This is a genomic window from Pseudomonas sp. H3_D04 (assembly GCF_054669175.1).
The window spans coordinates 2,812,177-2,827,857 of record NZ_CP162801.1 but is presented as its reverse complement, the minus strand read 5'-3'; the positions used below and the strand labels follow the sequence as shown (position 1 = coordinate 2,827,857).

Here is a 15,681-nt window from a genome sequence, read left to right as displayed (position 1 = left end):
GAGCGAGGCTTGCCCGCGAATGGCAGCACCGCAGTCTAAGGGATCAACGGTTCATCGGCGCAACAAACCGGCTCTTGGCCACGCTATAGATGTCCGGTTCGTCACTGTCGACAATCTTGAAACTGATCGTCTGCGAGCTGCTGCTGGGGCGTTCGGCGGTCATGGCCACTGACACGGGTACATCGACAATCTCACCCGGCGCCAGGCTCAGCTCGGTCTTGCCTTGCAGCACGAAGCCTTCGCCGTCCACCAGGCTCAGCCGATAGTCCTGACGCAGCTGGGTCTTGTTGATGACCTTCAAGCTGTAGATGTTTTCGATCTGCCCCTGGCTGTTCTCTCGGAACAGGCCGCGGTCCTTGCTCACGTCCAGCGACACCATCGACCGCTCGACCAACGCCAGGGCGAGGGCGCCGATCATCACCAGCAGCACCGCGGTGTAACCGATCAGCCGCGGCCGTAGCAGATGAGTCTTGCCCCCTTGCAACTCATGCTCCGAGGTATAGCTGATCAAGCCACGGGCATAGCCCATTTTGTCCATGATCGAATCGCAGGCGTCGATACACGCCGCGCAGCCGATGCACTCCATTTGCAAGCCGTCGCGTATGTCGATCCCGGTCGGACAGACTTGCACGCACAGCTGGCAATCGATGCAATCACCCAGGCCCACCTCGGCCGGGTTCACCTCGCGTTTGCGCGGGCCACGGTTTTCACCACGGGCCACGTCGTAGGAAATGGTCAAGGTGTCCTTGTCGAACATCACGCTCTGGAACCGCGCATACGGGCACATGTGCATGCACACCGCTTCACGCAGCCAGCCGGCATTGATGTAAGTCGCGCCGGTGAAAAACAGCACCCAGAACAGACTGACACCGTCCATCTGCAAGGTCAGCAGCTCTTCGGCCAAGGGCCGGATCGGCGTGAAATACCCCACAAAGGTCAGCCCGGTGAGCAGACTGATGGCCAGCCACAGTGTGTGCTTGGCCGAGCGGCGAATAAGTTTGTTCAGGCCCCACGGCGCGGCTTGCAGCTTGATGCGCTGGTTGCGTTCGCCTTCGGTGATCTTCTCGCACCACATGAAGATCCAGGTCCAGGAACTCTGTGGGCAGGTGTAGCCGCACCAGACCCTGCCGGCGAACACGGTGATTGCGAACAGGCCGAACGCGGCGATGATCAGCAGCGCCGAAAGCAGGATGAAGTCCTGGGGCCAGAAAGTTGCGCCGAAGATGTGGAATTTGCTTTCGGAAAGGTCCCAGAGCACCGCCTGACGGTCACCCCAGTTCAGCCACACGGTGCCGAAGAACAGCAAAAACAGAACGCCCGCACCGCTCAGACGCAATGTGCGGAACAGGCCGGTGAAGCTGCGGGTGTGAATCAGGTTGTCGCTGGACTTGGCCTTTATCTTTGGACGCAAAGGCTCGGTTTTTATAAATGAGGCAGGTTCTACGATTCGGACGGGGATTCTTTCGCTCATGGTCTTTCGCTCATCAGCCTCCATCAGGCATGAGCACTATGACCAGCGATCTGTTTGCATAACAGACTCAGGTATTGCAATAAAAAGCGGATCAGATGGGGATTGGCCCGCTGCCTGCGACAACTTGATGCACCCCGTCACAGCAGGGCGCAGACGCCTATATCAGGCGCCTGCGGAGTTTGTTGATCGGGGTCAGTCAAATCACCGAATCACTGTCGGTAGCCTTCAAATGCTTACGGCCGTCCACTGCGCCTGCTACGGTCAATGCATCGGCTTCTGCTTCGGTGATGTACACGCGCTGGCCGTTGAGTTCCACCGCCGACATGGCTTTTTCCGAGTCGGTGATGATCGTGACGTCGGGGCACAGACGAATTTCTTCGCCGTTCTCGGTGATGAAGAAGCAGGTCTGGCTTTCGATGCGCACAGTCATGGCGATGTCCTTTTTTTAGCGGGTTCTAAACTGTTAGGGCACATCCGGCGGACATCGTTCTGTGCAACCGATTAATGGTCGGCGCGGTCCATCCTCCCATAACGATCAATCACAAGGATTGCACCATGAACGCCTGGTGGCACGAGGTTTGGGTAACGCTGCAAGCGGAATTCGCCGACATCGGCGATGCGTCACAACTGACGCGTATAACCGTGAGATTACTGATGGCTGCGATCCTGGGCGGCATCCTGGGTTTCGAGCGTGAGCAAAAGGGCAAGGCCGCCGGTGTGCGTACGCACATGCTGGTAGCGCTGGGAGCTGCGTTGTTTGTTCTGGTGCCACAGATGTCCGGCTCCCAGGCCGATGCCATGAGCCGGGTGGTGCAAGGCGTAATCGCCGGGATCGGCTTCCTCGGCGCCGGCACCATTTTGAAAAACCAGGAGGGCGATGAAGGCCACGTCAAAGGCCTGACCACCGCCGCCGGTTTATGGCTGACCGCCGCCATCGGTGTCTCGGCCGGGCTGGGCCGCGAGGCGACGGCGGTGTTTAGTACGCTGCTGGCGTTGGCGATTTTCAGCGTGATGCCGAGGATCGTGCAAATGCTCGACAGGGACAAAGACGAGCAGGAACGGCCCTAGATCGCCATCGTCACTCAGGCGAGACGATCACCGGCGGCATCGTGCTCGGTGGTTCTTCCCGGGGTGGTGGCGTAGTGCCAGGCGGTTCCTTCTCAGGCACCGGTTGCGGTTCGGTCGGAGGAATGGTCGGGGTGTCGATGTTCGGATCAGGTGTCTCGGCAGGGATTGGAATACTCATCGTTGAAGCCTCCAGTGGCACATGGCGTAAGTCGTGCTTAAGTGAGTTGACCGTCACGCAAGGGATTTGATTCCGCAGCAAATGGGCGTGAACTTTTCCCCGCGCTTGTCGCTCGGAACCTAAGTGAGTTCATTTCGGGCCCGACGGGTTTCGTGTGAAAGACGACCAGACACAAGAGCGTCCATGGGGCGTTAAGGAGAGATGCTCGATGACTGCTGAAAAACCGACAGAGCTGAACTACAACCCTCATATGCCACTGTCGCAGGCGTTACTGCTGCCGCGCATCGCGATTGAAAACGTGATGCCAACCCTGGATGGCGGGCAGTTCGCGGCCAAGGCCGTGGTGGGCCAGGACGTGGTGGTGACCAGCAAAGTGTTCGCCGACGGCCACGACAAACTGGCTGTGCGCATACGCTGGCGTGCCGACGGCGACGAGGCCTGGCAGAGCGAGGTCATGACCGAACTCGGCAATAACGGCTGGGAAGGACAGTTCCGCGTTGAGGATCAAGGCCGCTACGTCTTTTGTATCGAAGCCTGGATCGATCAGTACGCCAGCTTTCTATACGAGATCGAGAAGAAACACATTGCCGGCGTGCCCATCAGCCTGGAGTTGCAGGAAGGGCGCAACCAGGTGAAACAGGCGGCCGAGCGCTCGGAAGGGCCGCTGAGCGAAGACCTGGCGGCGTTGCACCATGAACTGTCCGGGTTGCTCGAAGCGGAACAAGTCACCTTGTTTCTGCACCAACGCAGTGCGGACCTGATGGCTCAGGCCGATCACCGTGCCTACTTGAGCCTCAGTCCCGAATTTCCGCTGGACGTCGAGCGCGAGCTCGCCCAGTTCGCCAGCTGGTATGAGTTGTTTCCGCGCTCGATCACCGACGATCCAAACCGTCACGGCACGTTCAACGACGTGCATGCCCGGCTGGCGATGATTCAGGACATGGGTTTCGATGTGCTGTACTTCCCGCCCATTCATCCGATCGGGCGCAGCTTCCGCAAGGGCCCGAACAATTCACTGAGCGCCGGCCCCGACGATCCGGGCAGCCCGTATGCCATCGGCAGCGAAGAGGGCGGGCACGAGGCGATTCACTCCGAACTCGGCACCCGCGAAGACTTTCGTCGACTGGTGGCGGCGGCGGCGGATTACGGACTGGAAATTGCCCTCGATTTCGCGATCCAGTGTTCCCAGGATCACCCGTGGCTCAAACAGCACCCGGGCTGGTTCAACTGGCGCCCGGACGGCACGATCAAATACGCCGAGAACCCGCCGAAAAAGTACCAGGACATCGTCAACGTCGATTTCTATGCCAGCGATGCAATTCCCAGCCTGTGGGTCGAGCTGCGGGACATTGTGGTCGGTTGGGTCGAAGAGGGCGTGAAGATCTTTCGTGTCGACAACCCTCACACCAAGCCGCTGCCGTTCTGGCAATGGCTGATCGCCGATGTGCGGGCGTTGTATCCCGAGGTGATCTTCCTGGCGGAGGCCTTTACCACGCCGGCGATGATGGCGCGGCTGGGCAAGGTCGGTTACTCCCAGAGTTACACCTACTTCACCTGGCGCAATACCAAGCGGGAACTGGCGACCTATTTCACCGAACTCAACGAGTCGCCATGGCGCGAATGCTACCGGCCGAATTTCTTCGTCAACACGCCGGACATCAACCCCGCGTTTCTGCATGAATCCGGACGCGCCGGCTTTCTCATCCGCGCGGCGCTGGCGACCATGGGCTCGGGTCTGTGGGGCATGTATTCGGGCTTCGAACTCTGTGAAGCCGCGCCGGTACCGGGCAAAGAGGAATACCTCAATTCCGAGAAATACGAGATCCGCCCACGGGACTTTACCGCGCCGGGCAACATCATCGCCGAGATCGCCCAGCTCAACCGCATCCGCCGGCAAAACCCGGCACTGCACACGCACCTGGGCCTGAAGGTCTACAACGCGTGGAACGACAACATTCTGTACTTCGGCAAACGCAGCGCGGATGGCAGCAACTTCATTCTGGTGGCCGTCAGCCTCGATCCGCATAACGTCCAGGAAGCGAATTTTGAATTGCCTCTTTGGGAAATGGGCTTGCCCGATGACGCCAGCACTCAGGGTGAAGACTTGATGAGCGGCCATCGCTGGACCTGGTACGGCAAGTATCAGTTCATGCGAATCGACCCGGCGCATCAACCGTTCGGTATCTGGCGAATCACAACTTCTTGACGCCCCCCAGATTTGCGATGGGATGAACTTTTGTGGCGAGGGAGCTTGCTCCCGCTGGGGCGCGCAGCGGCCCTGTTTTTTCAGGGTCAACTGATTTACAGGTTTTGCGACTGCTTCGCAGCCGAGCGGGAGCAAGCTCCCTCGCCACAGGTAGGCGTTCGGCTCAGGGGCTGCACTGAATTCAACAGGAGTTTCAAATGGCGAAGAAACCCAAGGCAGCCACCTTTATCAAGGACCCGCTCTGGTACAAGGATGCGGTGATCTACCAGGTTCACGTTAAGTCTTTTTTCGACTCAAACAACGACGGGATCGGCGACTTTCCCGGCCTTATCGCCAAACTCGATTACATCGCCGACCTCGGCGTCAACACCATCTGGCTCTTGCCGTTCTATCCGTCGCCACGGCGCGATGATGGCTACGACATTGCCGAATACCGTGGCGTCCACCCCGATTACGGCACCATGGCCGACGCCAAACGTTTCATCTCCGAGGCCCACAAACGCGGCCTGCGGGTGATTACCGAGCTGGTCATCAACCACACCTCCGACCAGCACGCCTGGTTCCAGCGCGCACGAAAAGCCAAACCCGGTTCGGCGGCGCGGGACTTCTACGTCTGGTCCGACGACGATCACAAATACGACGGCACCCGGATCATCTTCCTCGACACCGAAAAGTCCAACTGGACCTGGGACCCGGTCGCCGGCCAGTACTTCTGGCACCGGTTCTATTCGCACCAGCCAGACCTCAACTTCGACAACCCGCAAGTCATGAAAGCGGTGCTGTCGGTGATGCGCTACTGGCTCGACATGGGCATCGACGGCCTGCGCCTGGACGCGATTCCCTACCTGATCGAGCGCGACGGCACCAACAACGAAAACCTGCCCGAGACCCACGACGTCCTCAAGCAGATCCGTGCCGAGATCGACGCCAACTATCCAGACCGCATGCTTCTGGCCGAGGCCAATCAATGGCCGGAAGACACGCAACTGTACTTCGGTGACACCGATAAAAAAGGCCTCAACGGTGATGAATGCCACATGGCCTTTCACTTCCCGTTGATGCCGCGCATGTACATGGCGCTGGCCCAGGAAGATCGTTTCCCGATCACCGACATCCTGCGCCAGACTCCGGAGATCCCGGCCAACTGTCAGTGGGCGATTTTCCTGCGCAACCACGATGAGTTGACCCTGGAAATGGTCACCGACAAGGAGCGCGATTACCTGTGGAACTACTACGCGGCCGACCGTCGGGCGCGGATCAACCTCGGTATTCGCCGCCGCCTCGCACCGTTGATGGAACGGGATCGCCGTCGGGTGGAACTGCTCAACAGTCTGCTGCTGTCGATGCCGGGCACACCGACGATGTATTACGGCGATGAAATCGGCATGGGCGACAACATCTACCTCGGCGACCGTGACGGCGTACGCACGCCCATGCAATGGTCGATCGACCGCAACGGCGGTTTTTCCCGCGCCGACCCGGCGAGCCTGGTACTGCCGCCGATCATGGACCCGCAATACGGGTACCTGTCGGTCAATGTCGAGACCCAGGCCGGCGACCCGCATTCGCTGCTGAACTGGACCCGGCGCATGCTCGCCGTTCGTAAGCAGTCCAAGGCCTTCGGGCGTGGCACGCTGAAAATGCTCTCGCCGAGCAACCGGCGAATTCTGGCCTACACCCGTGAATACGACGGGCCGGACGGCAAATACGAAATCATCCTGTGTGTGGCCAACGTATCGCGCAGTGCGCAAGCGGCGGAGCTGGACCTGTCGGCTTACGCCGGTATGGTGCCGGTGGAGATGCTCGGGGGTAACGCTTTCCCGCCGATCGGCCAGCTGAATTTCCTCCTGACGCTGGCGCCTTACGGCTTTTATTGGTTTGGACTTGCTGCGGAGAATCAAATGCCCAGCTGGCACGTAGAACCGGCGCAAAGCCTGCCGGACTTCACCACCCTGGTGTTGAAAAAACGCATGGAAGAACTGCTCGAAGCGCCGTCACGCGGCACGCTGGAGCAGGGCATCCTGCCGAACTGGCTGCAAAACCGTCGCTGGTTCGCCGGCAAGGACGCGGCCATCGAGAAGGTCAACCTGGTCTATGGCGTGCGCTTCGGCGATGCGCAGCATCCGGTGCTTTTGAGTGAAATCGAAGTCACCAGCGGCGGCCAGACCAGCCGTTACCAGCTGCCGTTCGGCTTCATTGCCGATGATCAGGTCGGGCCGGCGCTGCCGCAGCAATTGGCGCTGTCTCGGGTTCGACGTGGCCCTCAGGTGGGGTTGATCACCGATGCGTTCAGCCTGGAAAACTTCATCCGCGCGGTGCTGCGAGGCATGCAGGAAAACACCGTGTTGCCTTCCGATGGCGGCGAGATCCGTTTCGAACCGACCGAGGAGTTGGCCAAACTGGGCCTGACGGCCGAATCCGAAGTGCGCTACCTGTCGGCCGAGCAGTCCAACAGTTCGGTGGTGATCGGCAGCAGCCTGGTGCTGAAGCTGATCCGCAAGGTCGCCTCGGGCGTGCACCCGGAACTGGAAATGAGCGCCTATCTGACCAACGCCGGTTTTAGCAATATCTCGCCGCTGCTGGGGTCGGTGGTTCGCCGCGACGCCAAGGGCGAGGACAATCTGCTGATGATTGCCCAAGGCTATTTGAGCAATCAGGGCGATGCCTGGGAATGGACCCAGAACAACCTCGAACGGGCACTGCGTGACGAACTGGCCGACGCCATGTCCGAGCAGGAGCAGCACTACAACGCACTGGGTGAGCTCAAAGACTTCGCCGGCATGCTCGGCCAACGGCTGGGTGAGATGCACCAGGTGCTGGCGGCCCCGACCGATGACCCGGACTTCGCCCCGCAGGTCACCACGCAAAAAGAGGCCCTGGCCTCGGCCAAGGACGTCGCGGCGCAACTGGAGCACTCGCTGAAGTTGCTCAAACAGCATCAAAGCGAACTGAACCCGGCGGACAAAGCGCTGGTCACTCGTTTACTGGACAACAAAAAAGCCATCCTCAGTCATGTCCAGGACCTGGGCGAAAAAGCCGTCGGTGGTTTGCGCATTCGCGTCCACGGCGATTTGCACCTGGGTCAGGTGCTGGTGATCAAGGGCGACGCCTACTTGATCGACTTCGAAGGCGAGCCGGCACGGCCGCTGAGCGAACGACGCGGCAAGCACAGCCCGTACAAAGATGTCAGTGGCGTGTTGCGCTCCTTCGATTACGCCGCGGCGATGGCGATCAACGTGAATAACGTCGACAACACCGCCGAAGCCCGAGCGGCACGGCAACGGGTAGCCGACCGTTATTTGAATGAAGCAAAACAGGCATTTGTCGACGCTTATCGGCTGGCGGCAGCTAGTCTTGCTCATGCGTGGCAAGATCCGGAAGGCGAGGACGCCGCGTTGGCGTTGTTCGGGCTGGAGAAGGCGGCGTATGAGGTGGCCTATGAGGCTGAAAATCGCCCCACGTGGCTGCCGGTGCCATTGCACGGTTTGTATGGATTATTGAGTGGGCTTAAACCCTTTTCCGAGCTTGGTGGAGAGTAGTCATGAGTTTCTCGAACAAGGAACAGGGTCACGCTAAAGAAGCGCTGCTGCCCAGATCGCGGGATATCGACGCGCTGGTACGCGCCGAACATCACGACCCTTTTGCAATTCTCGGCCCCCACGGCGATGACGCCGGCGGGCAATTCATTCGAGCGTATCTGCCAGACGCGCTGAGCGTGCAGGTACTGGCCAGGGACTCCGGGGAAGAACTCGGCAACCTTGAAGCCACCCAGACGCCGGGCCTGTTTGTCGGGCACTTCGATCGGGCGCAGCCGTATCTTTTGCGCACCCGTTGGGCCGGTGGCGAACAGGTTTCCGAGGACCCTTACAGCTTTGGCCCATTACTCGGCGAAATGGACTTGTACCTGTTCGCCGAAGGCAATCATCGCGACCTCAGCGCCTGCCTCGGCGCGCAGTTGAAGACGGTGGACGGCGTTGACGGCGTGCGTTTCGCCGTGTGGGCGCCGAATGCCAAACGGGTGTCGGTGGTCGGTGACTTCAACAACTGGGACGGTCGTCGGCACCCGATGCGTTTGCGCCATCCCACCGGGGTCTGGGAAGTGTTCATCCCGCGTTTGCAGGCAGGGGAAACCTACAAATACGAAATCCTCGGCGCCCACGGGATTCTGCCGCTCAAGGCTGACCCGATGGCATTGGCCACCTCGCTGCCGCCGGATACCGCGTCCAAAGTCGCCTCACCGTTGAACATCGACTGGCAGGATCAGGCGTGGATGGAGTCTCGTGGCGAGCGTCATCTGCCGAGTGCGCCGTTGTCGATCTATGAATTGCACGCCGGCTCGTGGCAATGCGAGCTGGACGATCTGGGTGAAGTGGCGCGCCAGTACACCTGGCACGAACTGGGCGAGCGGCTGATTCCTTATGTGAAGGAACTGGGCTTCACCCACATCGAGCTGATGCCGATCATGGAACACCCGTTCGGCGGTTCCTGGGGTTACCAGTTGCTGTCGCAATTCGCCCCGAGCGCCCGTTATGGTTCGCCGGATGACTTCGCCGCCTTCGTCAACGCCTGTCACCAGGCTGACATCGGCGTGATCCTCGATTGGGTGCCGGCGCATTTCCCCACCGATACCCACGGCCTGGCGCAATTCGATGGCACCGCGTTGTACGAATACGGTAATCCGCAGGAAGGTTTCCATCAGGACTGGGACACGCTGATCTATAACCTGGGCCGCACCGAAGTGCACGGCTACATGCTGGCCTCGGCGCTGCACTGGCTCAAGCATTTCCACGTCGATGGCCTGCGGGTCGATGCCGTGGCGTCGATGCTCTATCGCGATTACTCGCGCAAGGCCGGAGAATGGGTGCCAAACCGTCACGGCGGTCGCGAGAACCTCGAAGCCATCGACTTCCTGCGTCACCTCAACGACGTGGTCAACATCGAAGCGCCCGGTGCGCTGGTGATTGCCGAGGAGTCCACCGCGTGGCCGGGTGTCAGCCAGAGCACGCAACAGGGTGGGCTGGGCTTTGACTACAAGTGGAACATGGGCTGGATGCACGATTCGCTGCATTACATCCAACAGGATCCGGTGTACCGCGCCCATCACCACAACGAGCTGAGTTTCGGCCTGGTGTATGCCTGGTCCGAGCGTTTCATCCTGCCGATCTCCCACGATGAAGTGGTGCACGGCAAGCACTCGCTGATCGACAAGATGCCTGGCGACCGCTGGCAGAAATTTGCCAACCTGCGGGCCTATTTGAGCTTCATGTGGGCGCACCCGGGCAAGAAACTGCTGTTCATGGGCTGCGAGTTCGGCCAGTGGCGCGAGTGGAATCACGATCAGCAACTGGACTGGTACCTGCTGCAATACTCCGAACACAAGGGTGTGCAGAAACTCGTCGGCGACCTCAATCGGCTGTACCGCGAAGAGCCGGCGATGCATGACCAGGATGACGCGCCGCAAGGCTTCCAGTGGTTGATCGGCGATGATGCGATCAACAGCGTTTACGCGTTCCTGCGTTGGAGCAAGGAAGGGCGGCCGGTGTTGGTGGTGGCGAACTTCACGCCGGTGCCGCGTCAGGCCTATCGCATCGGCGTACCGTTCGCCGGGCGCTGGGGCGAGGTGATCAACAGCGACGCGGCGATGTATGCCGGGTCCAATTATGGCAACAGCGGCGGGGCGTTTACCGAGGAAGAGCCGAGCCATGGCCAGAACATTTCACTGGTGTTGAATCTGCCACCGTTGGCGGTGTTGATCCTGAGTCCTGAGGGTTGATCCAGTACGGGGTCTCTCCCATCACGAGCAGGCTCGCTCCGACATGATCGTTCCCCACGCTCCGCGTGGGAATGCAGCCCCGGGACGCAGAGCGTCCCTACGATGTGACGCAGAGCGTCACTGGAGGCATTCCCACGCGGAGCGTGGGAACGATCACTTCACCACCGCATCCGCACACCCAGACTCCCGATCAACCCATTCAAATCATTTTCATCCACATCACTGCTGTAATCGGCGCTGACGTAGAAACTCACCGCGGGCGTGACTCTGGCCACCAGCCCCAACCCCACTTCGACCGTCGATGAGTTGCGGCTGCTGCTGATCTTGTCGACCTGATCGAGGGTCACGGTGTTGCCGGTGTACACGGTGTGCCACAAGTTGGTCCGCACATAGGGTTCGACCCCCAGGCCGTTGATGTCGTAACTACCTTTCAACCTTGCGCCGACCCGGCCGCTCCAGGACGTCAGGTCGCTGGACGATGCATTACTTGAACCGGCATAAGGCGTATCCAGCGTGATGCGCTGATTGATCAACTGCGCTTGCGGTTCGACAACCCAGTTTTCGCTGACCCCAATCGGAAATCCGCCTTCCACCGACAACGTCACCGCACTGCCTTCGGTTGCTATCCGCGCGCCCTGGTCGTTACGGCTGAAACCGGCGACCCGTCCACCACTGGCCGACAGATCCACGTGCCAGCCTTGTGGCCCGGTCAGGCTCCAGTAGGCGCCGAGGCTCTGGCCTTGAAGGTTGAGGGTGTCGGTCTCGGGGGCGGCGAGGGCGCGACTGGTCAACAGGCCGTTGCTGTTGCCTTGTAACTGCGTCATCCCGCCGATCAGGCCGACCCGTTGGGTATGGCCGCTACCGCTTTGCAGGGTCAGGATCGCCGGGCCTTTGAATTCGGTGCTGCCAGGGCTGGAAAACCCTTGGGTCATTACATCGGTCTGTGCTTGTCGCGATGCCTGTCCGTACAACTGGTCCCAGGTCGAAGGCGCGGCATCTTCGATGGTCAGGCGAGAACTTCGTGTATCGGAGGCGGCGCTGAAATGGCCGGGGTAGGGGGCGGTGATGTGTATCGTGGGCAAGGTCATTGCCGGAACATCCTGGCGATACCAGGGGGCGGTTTCATCCTCTGCGTGCCCGGCTTGCACCTCCATGGACGAACACAGCAGCAGAGAACTCGAGACAGTGCAAAAAGTGATTTTGATCTCTTGTTGGGTGAATGAAGTTTTCATGGGGGTCTACCTTGCAATCGCATGCCGTATCTCGCTTTGGCGTCTCTCCTACCCCGAATGAGGGGCGACCGAATGGATTGAGGCAAGCCGCTGGCCGCCCGATTTCGCGGGTGTCTGGAGGTTTGCCCCTGGTGGATTTCCGGGGGTAGTAACGTGAAGCTAAGAAGACCCTTGACAATGCGTCAAGAAAATGGCCGATAGGCGGTAATGGAATTTTAGTGCTCGCAAGTGACTGATTTTTGCCGCGCATCTAAGTACTTGTTTGTTCGAAAAATCGTCAAAAAACCCTCGGGCCAGAGCCTTTGGGTAGTGGGCTACCGGTCTGTCCGGACGGGGTTCAGGGCCTGCTTGCCCGACGATGTCCATGTCTCGATTCTGTCAGTAATGCTGCGCTGAAATGAACGCAAGGGAATCGCTGTCCTCACACCGGTTTGTCTATCTGGCGAACAGGACTGGCCGCAACTAGGCTGAACATTCAGCCACAAGGTTTCGGGCGGCAGCCCGGCGCAGGGACAGGAGCAAAATCGATGAAAACCCAACCCAGTGTTTTCTGCCTGATGTTTCCCCTGCTCCTTGCCCCAGGGGCTCGCGCCGAAGAGGCACCGGCGGCGGACGCCACCCCGATCATCAATCCGCAGGTGGTCGATAAGCTGATCGATATGGGCAACTACCTGCGCAGCCTGTCGAAGTTTCAGGTAGATGCCGAAGTGACCCTGGATACCGTCCTGGAGACCGGGCAGAAGATCAAGTCCGAGGCTTCCACTACCCTGAAAGTGCTGGGGCATGACCGAATGTACGCCCGGACAGAAGGCGATGTCCGAACGCGAGAGTTCTTCTATAACGGCAAGAAACTGACCCAGTACTCACCGTACCTCAAGTACTACACCACGGTGGATGCCCCACCCAGGGTGTCCGAAACCCTGCACATGATCGAAAACCATTACGGGATCCAGATCCCCATGGAAGACTTGTTTCTGTTTGGCAGCGATCAGGCCCAGATCGATGCACTCAAGGAAGCCCTGTACGTGGGACCGTCGACGATCAAGGGCCAACTCTGTGATCACTTGGCCTTTCGGCAGGAGGGCGTCGACTGGCAATTGTGGATCACACGGTCCGAGAAGCCACTGCCGTGCAAACTGGTGATTACCACCACCGATGAGCAAAGCTTTCCGGAATACAGCGCGGTGTATCACTGGAACCTGAAGCCTGGCCTCCAGGAGTCGATGTTCACCTTCAAACCGGCCAAGGGTGATGTGGCGATTGCGCTGAAGAAAGCCGTTGATCAGGGAGGGGAATGACATGAACCGGACAATGTCGTGGAGCCTGTTTGTATCGCTAGCCTCTGCCGCAGTGCTGACTGTCGGCCTGATCGCCGAAGCGGATGCCCGGCCACGGGGCCAGGGGCAGGCAAGGGCGTCAGTCAACCGTGCGCCAGCCCCCAATGCCCAGCGGGCGCAGCGGATCAATACCCCGCCGCGCGCGAGCAACGTCAATGCGGGCAATCGGGTGAACTCAGGCAGCCGGGTCAATGCCGGGAACACTGTCGGCAACCGTACCAACATCAACAACAGCACTCGTAACGTCAACATCAACAACAATCGCGACGTCGACATTGATGTCGACGGGCATGGCCGCTATGGCTACGACGATCACTATCATCCGATCGCCACGGCGGCGGCCGTGACCGCAACGGTCGCGGTGACAGCCGCGGTGGTTGGCTCGATCCTGACGCCGGCACAAATGCCCACCAGTTGCGTGCAGGTCATGCAATACAACACGGTGTACATGCAGTGCGGTTCAACCTGGTACCAGCCGCAGTATCAGGGCAGCAATGTGACCTATGTTGTGGTCAACGCACCTTGATGCATTGATCGCTCAGAGGTGCACTTCCACCGCCAACGGCAAGTGGTCCGACAGGTGCGTCCAGGGTTTATTGCCGAGAATTCGCGGGTTGTGGCTGCTGGCGTTGCGCAGGTAGACCCGGTCCAGGCGCAGCAGCGGAAAGCGCGCCGGGTAGGTTTTCGCCGGGCGGCCATTGTGGCGTTCGAAGGCTTCGTGCAGGTAATTGCGACGGGAGAGGGCGGCGTTGCCTTGCAACTGCCAGTCGTTGAAGTCGCCGGCGATGATGACCGGCGCATCGTCGGGCAGGGATTCGAGCAGTAGGCAGAGCAGTTGCAGCTGCAACTGGCGATGACTTTCCAGCAAGCTCAAGTGCACGCAGATCGCATGGACTTCAGCGTGCCCCGGCACGTCCAGTACGCAGTGCAGCAAGCCGCGGCGTTCGGGGCCGGTGATCGAGACATCGAGATTGCGGTGTTCGCGAATCGGGTATTTCGATAGCAGCGCGTTGCCATGATGGCCGTTGGGGTAAACGGCGTTGCGACCGTAGGCGAAATCGCTCCACATGCTGTCGGCCAGGAACTCGTATTGCGAGGTCTGCGGCCAGTCATTGTAACGGGAGGAATGCCGATCGTGCTCGCCGACCACTTCCTGCAGGAATACAAGATCGGCCGACGTACTGCGCACCGCTTCTCGCAGCTCCGGAAGGATGAAACGCCGATTGAGGGCGGTAAACCCTTTGTGGGTGTTGACCGTCAGCACCCTCAATCGATGAATCGCCGGGGGCGAGTCCAAGGGCACTGATTCAACGGCTCGCTGCTCGGAATCGCTGGTCACGTTCACTCCTCTGAATCTGGGCTGCTTATGCATGCGACTGATGCAGCGGCGGGCAGTTCAGTTTGAGCGACACCCATTCCAAGTGGGAGCGAGCCTGCTCGCGATAGCGGAGTGACATCCAGCATCGATGTCGACTGATCCAACGATATCGCGAGCAGGCTCGCTCCCGCAGGGATTGGGTTGGGTGGGGAATTGGGTCAGACAAAGACAACTTCATAGGGCAAACGCATGCGCTCCAGTATCACCCGGGGCAGCAGTGGCGCGATGCCGATGGCCGGTTCGCCGTCGAGCTGGCTGGCGTAGGCGTGGGTGGCGTGGCTTTTGCGCGCGACGGTCCAGGTGTCGAGGCGTACTTTGCGCGCACGATGCCAGGGAAAGAGTCCTTGATCTCGGGTCGGCCAGTGCCAGGCCCAGACCGGCAGTTCGTTGATCGTCGCGCCAACCATGCTCGCCGCATTGGCGCTGGCGCGGCCGACGGCGTCATGATCGCAGGTGCCGTCCTCGCGCCAGGTAGTGAACACCACATCGCCGGGGCGCAAATAACGGGCGATGAATTGGGTCAATTGGGTTTCATGCTTGGCCAGGGCGTTGTCGGTAAAGCCGCCGCGAATCCACTTCAGACTGTGCATCGGCAAACCGAGCCGGCGCAAGGCTTCGACACTTTCCTGCCCGCGAAACACACTCAGGCGTTTCTCTGACCACTGTTGCGAGCCCGGATGGCTGGCGCTGCCATCGGTGATCGAGATCAATTGCAGGGGATGACCCAACGAGGAAAGGAGCTGAAGCAAGCCTCCACACATGACCACTTCATCGCCAGGATGCGGCGCAATGACCACGGCACGCGCGCCAGTGGGGACCAGGGTCTCGGTGTTGATGACGGGGATGTTGTCCAGTTGCCGGGCGCTGTTCCAGACCTGTCCCGGCAAGCTGCTTTCGATGAGGGAAACGGGTTTCATCGGGCTACGTCCTTGTTCTGTTTGAGAGCAATGTGCAGCGCTCCATACCCTGGATTGCCGCGAGGAGAGTATTGCTCAAGTCTCGCTATTCGTCGCGTGGTGCTGTCATCTGAGACGGTAT

12 protein-coding genes are annotated in these 15,681 nt (G+C 60.0%); 6 read left to right on the top strand and 6 right to left on the bottom strand.

Annotation, left to right across the window (positions count from 1 at the left end; all coding sequences use genetic code 11):
* Window positions 1-43 precede the first annotated feature (43 nt).
* Both ccoG and AB4N91_RS13040 read right to left on the bottom strand, forming a co-directional pair.
* Window positions 44-1,471 (bottom strand): cytochrome c oxidase accessory protein CcoG, encoded by a 1,428-nt coding sequence (gene ccoG / locus AB4N91_RS13045; RefSeq protein WP_154911769.1) that lies wholly within the window; start codon window positions 1,469-1,471, stop codon window positions 44-46.
* Between the two features lie 196 nt (window positions 1,472-1,667).
* Window positions 1,668-1,901 carry a DUF3203 family protein gene (locus AB4N91_RS13040; protein ID WP_010459921.1) on the bottom strand — a complete coding sequence of 78 codons (234 nt, stop codon included), beginning with the start codon at window positions 1,899-1,901 and terminating at the stop codon, window positions 1,668-1,670.
* A 125-nt stretch (window positions 1,902-2,026) separates the two neighbouring features.
* Between AB4N91_RS13040 and AB4N91_RS13035 the strand changes: the two genes are divergently transcribed.
* Window positions 2,027-2,539, top strand: coding sequence for an MgtC/SapB family protein (locus AB4N91_RS13035; protein WP_010459923.1), 513 nt, complete (start codon window positions 2,027-2,029; stop codon window positions 2,537-2,539).
* 10 nt (window positions 2,540-2,549) lie between these two features.
* Here AB4N91_RS13035 and AB4N91_RS13030 read toward each other — a convergent pair whose 3' ends face one another.
* A complete protein-coding gene (locus tag AB4N91_RS13030) occupies window positions 2,550-2,717 on the bottom strand; it encodes a hypothetical protein (protein ID WP_167362284.1) in 168 nt (55 codons plus the stop codon).
* Between the two features lie 208 nt (window positions 2,718-2,925).
* On the opposite strand from AB4N91_RS13030, the gene AB4N91_RS13025 reads away from it, so the two are divergent.
* The 3 genes from AB4N91_RS13025 (at window position 2,926) to glgB (ending at window position 10,696) form a co-directional block, all read left to right on the top strand.
* Complete coding sequence (locus tag AB4N91_RS13025) at window positions 2,926-4,923, top strand: alpha-1,4-glucan--maltose-1-phosphate maltosyltransferase (RefSeq protein ID WP_010459925.1); 1,998 nt, start codon at window positions 2,926-2,928, stop codon at window positions 4,921-4,923.
* Window positions 4,924-5,120: 197 nt separating this feature from the next.
* Window positions 5,121-8,462 (top strand): maltose alpha-D-glucosyltransferase, encoded by a 3,342-nt coding sequence (treS, locus tag AB4N91_RS13020; RefSeq protein WP_010459927.1) that lies wholly within the window; start codon window positions 5,121-5,123, stop codon window positions 8,460-8,462.
* Between the two features lie 2 nt (window positions 8,463-8,464).
* Window positions 8,465-10,696, top strand: coding sequence for a 1,4-alpha-glucan branching protein GlgB (gene glgB, locus AB4N91_RS13015; RefSeq protein WP_010459929.1), 2,232 nt, complete (start codon window positions 8,465-8,467; stop codon window positions 10,694-10,696).
* A 158-nt stretch (window positions 10,697-10,854) separates the two neighbouring features.
* Here the strand turns inward: glgB and AB4N91_RS13010 are convergent, their stop codons facing one another.
* Window positions 10,855-11,928, bottom strand: a complete 1,074-nt coding sequence (locus AB4N91_RS13010; RefSeq protein ID WP_077749965.1) for an autotransporter domain-containing protein — start codon at window positions 11,926-11,928, stop codon at window positions 10,855-10,857.
* Between the two features lie 527 nt (window positions 11,929-12,455).
* On the opposite strand from AB4N91_RS13010, the gene AB4N91_RS13005 reads away from it, so the two are divergent.
* Together AB4N91_RS13005 and AB4N91_RS13000 are read left to right on the top strand one after the other, a co-directional pair.
* Complete coding sequence (locus AB4N91_RS13005) at window positions 12,456-13,226, top strand: DUF2092 domain-containing protein (RefSeq protein ID WP_102593615.1); 771 nt, start codon at window positions 12,456-12,458, stop codon at window positions 13,224-13,226.
* Window position 13,227: 1 nt separating this feature from the next.
* Complete coding sequence (locus AB4N91_RS13000) at window positions 13,228-13,791, top strand: hypothetical protein (RefSeq protein WP_102593616.1); 564 nt, start codon at window positions 13,228-13,230, stop codon at window positions 13,789-13,791.
* A gap of 12 nt (window positions 13,792-13,803) precedes the next feature.
* Here the strand turns inward: AB4N91_RS13000 and AB4N91_RS12995 are convergent, their stop codons facing one another.
* Both AB4N91_RS12995 and AB4N91_RS12990 read right to left on the bottom strand, forming a co-directional pair.
* Window positions 13,804-14,604 carry an endonuclease/exonuclease/phosphatase family protein gene (locus AB4N91_RS12995; protein WP_010459937.1) on the bottom strand — a complete coding sequence of 267 codons (801 nt, stop codon included), beginning with the start codon at window positions 14,602-14,604 and terminating at the stop codon, window positions 13,804-13,806.
* Window positions 14,605-14,801: 197 nt separating this feature from the next.
* Window positions 14,802-15,560, bottom strand: a complete 759-nt coding sequence (locus tag AB4N91_RS12990) for a PIG-L deacetylase family protein (protein ID WP_077749963.1) — start codon at window positions 15,558-15,560, stop codon at window positions 14,802-14,804.
* Window positions 15,561-15,681: the final 121 nt, after the last annotated feature.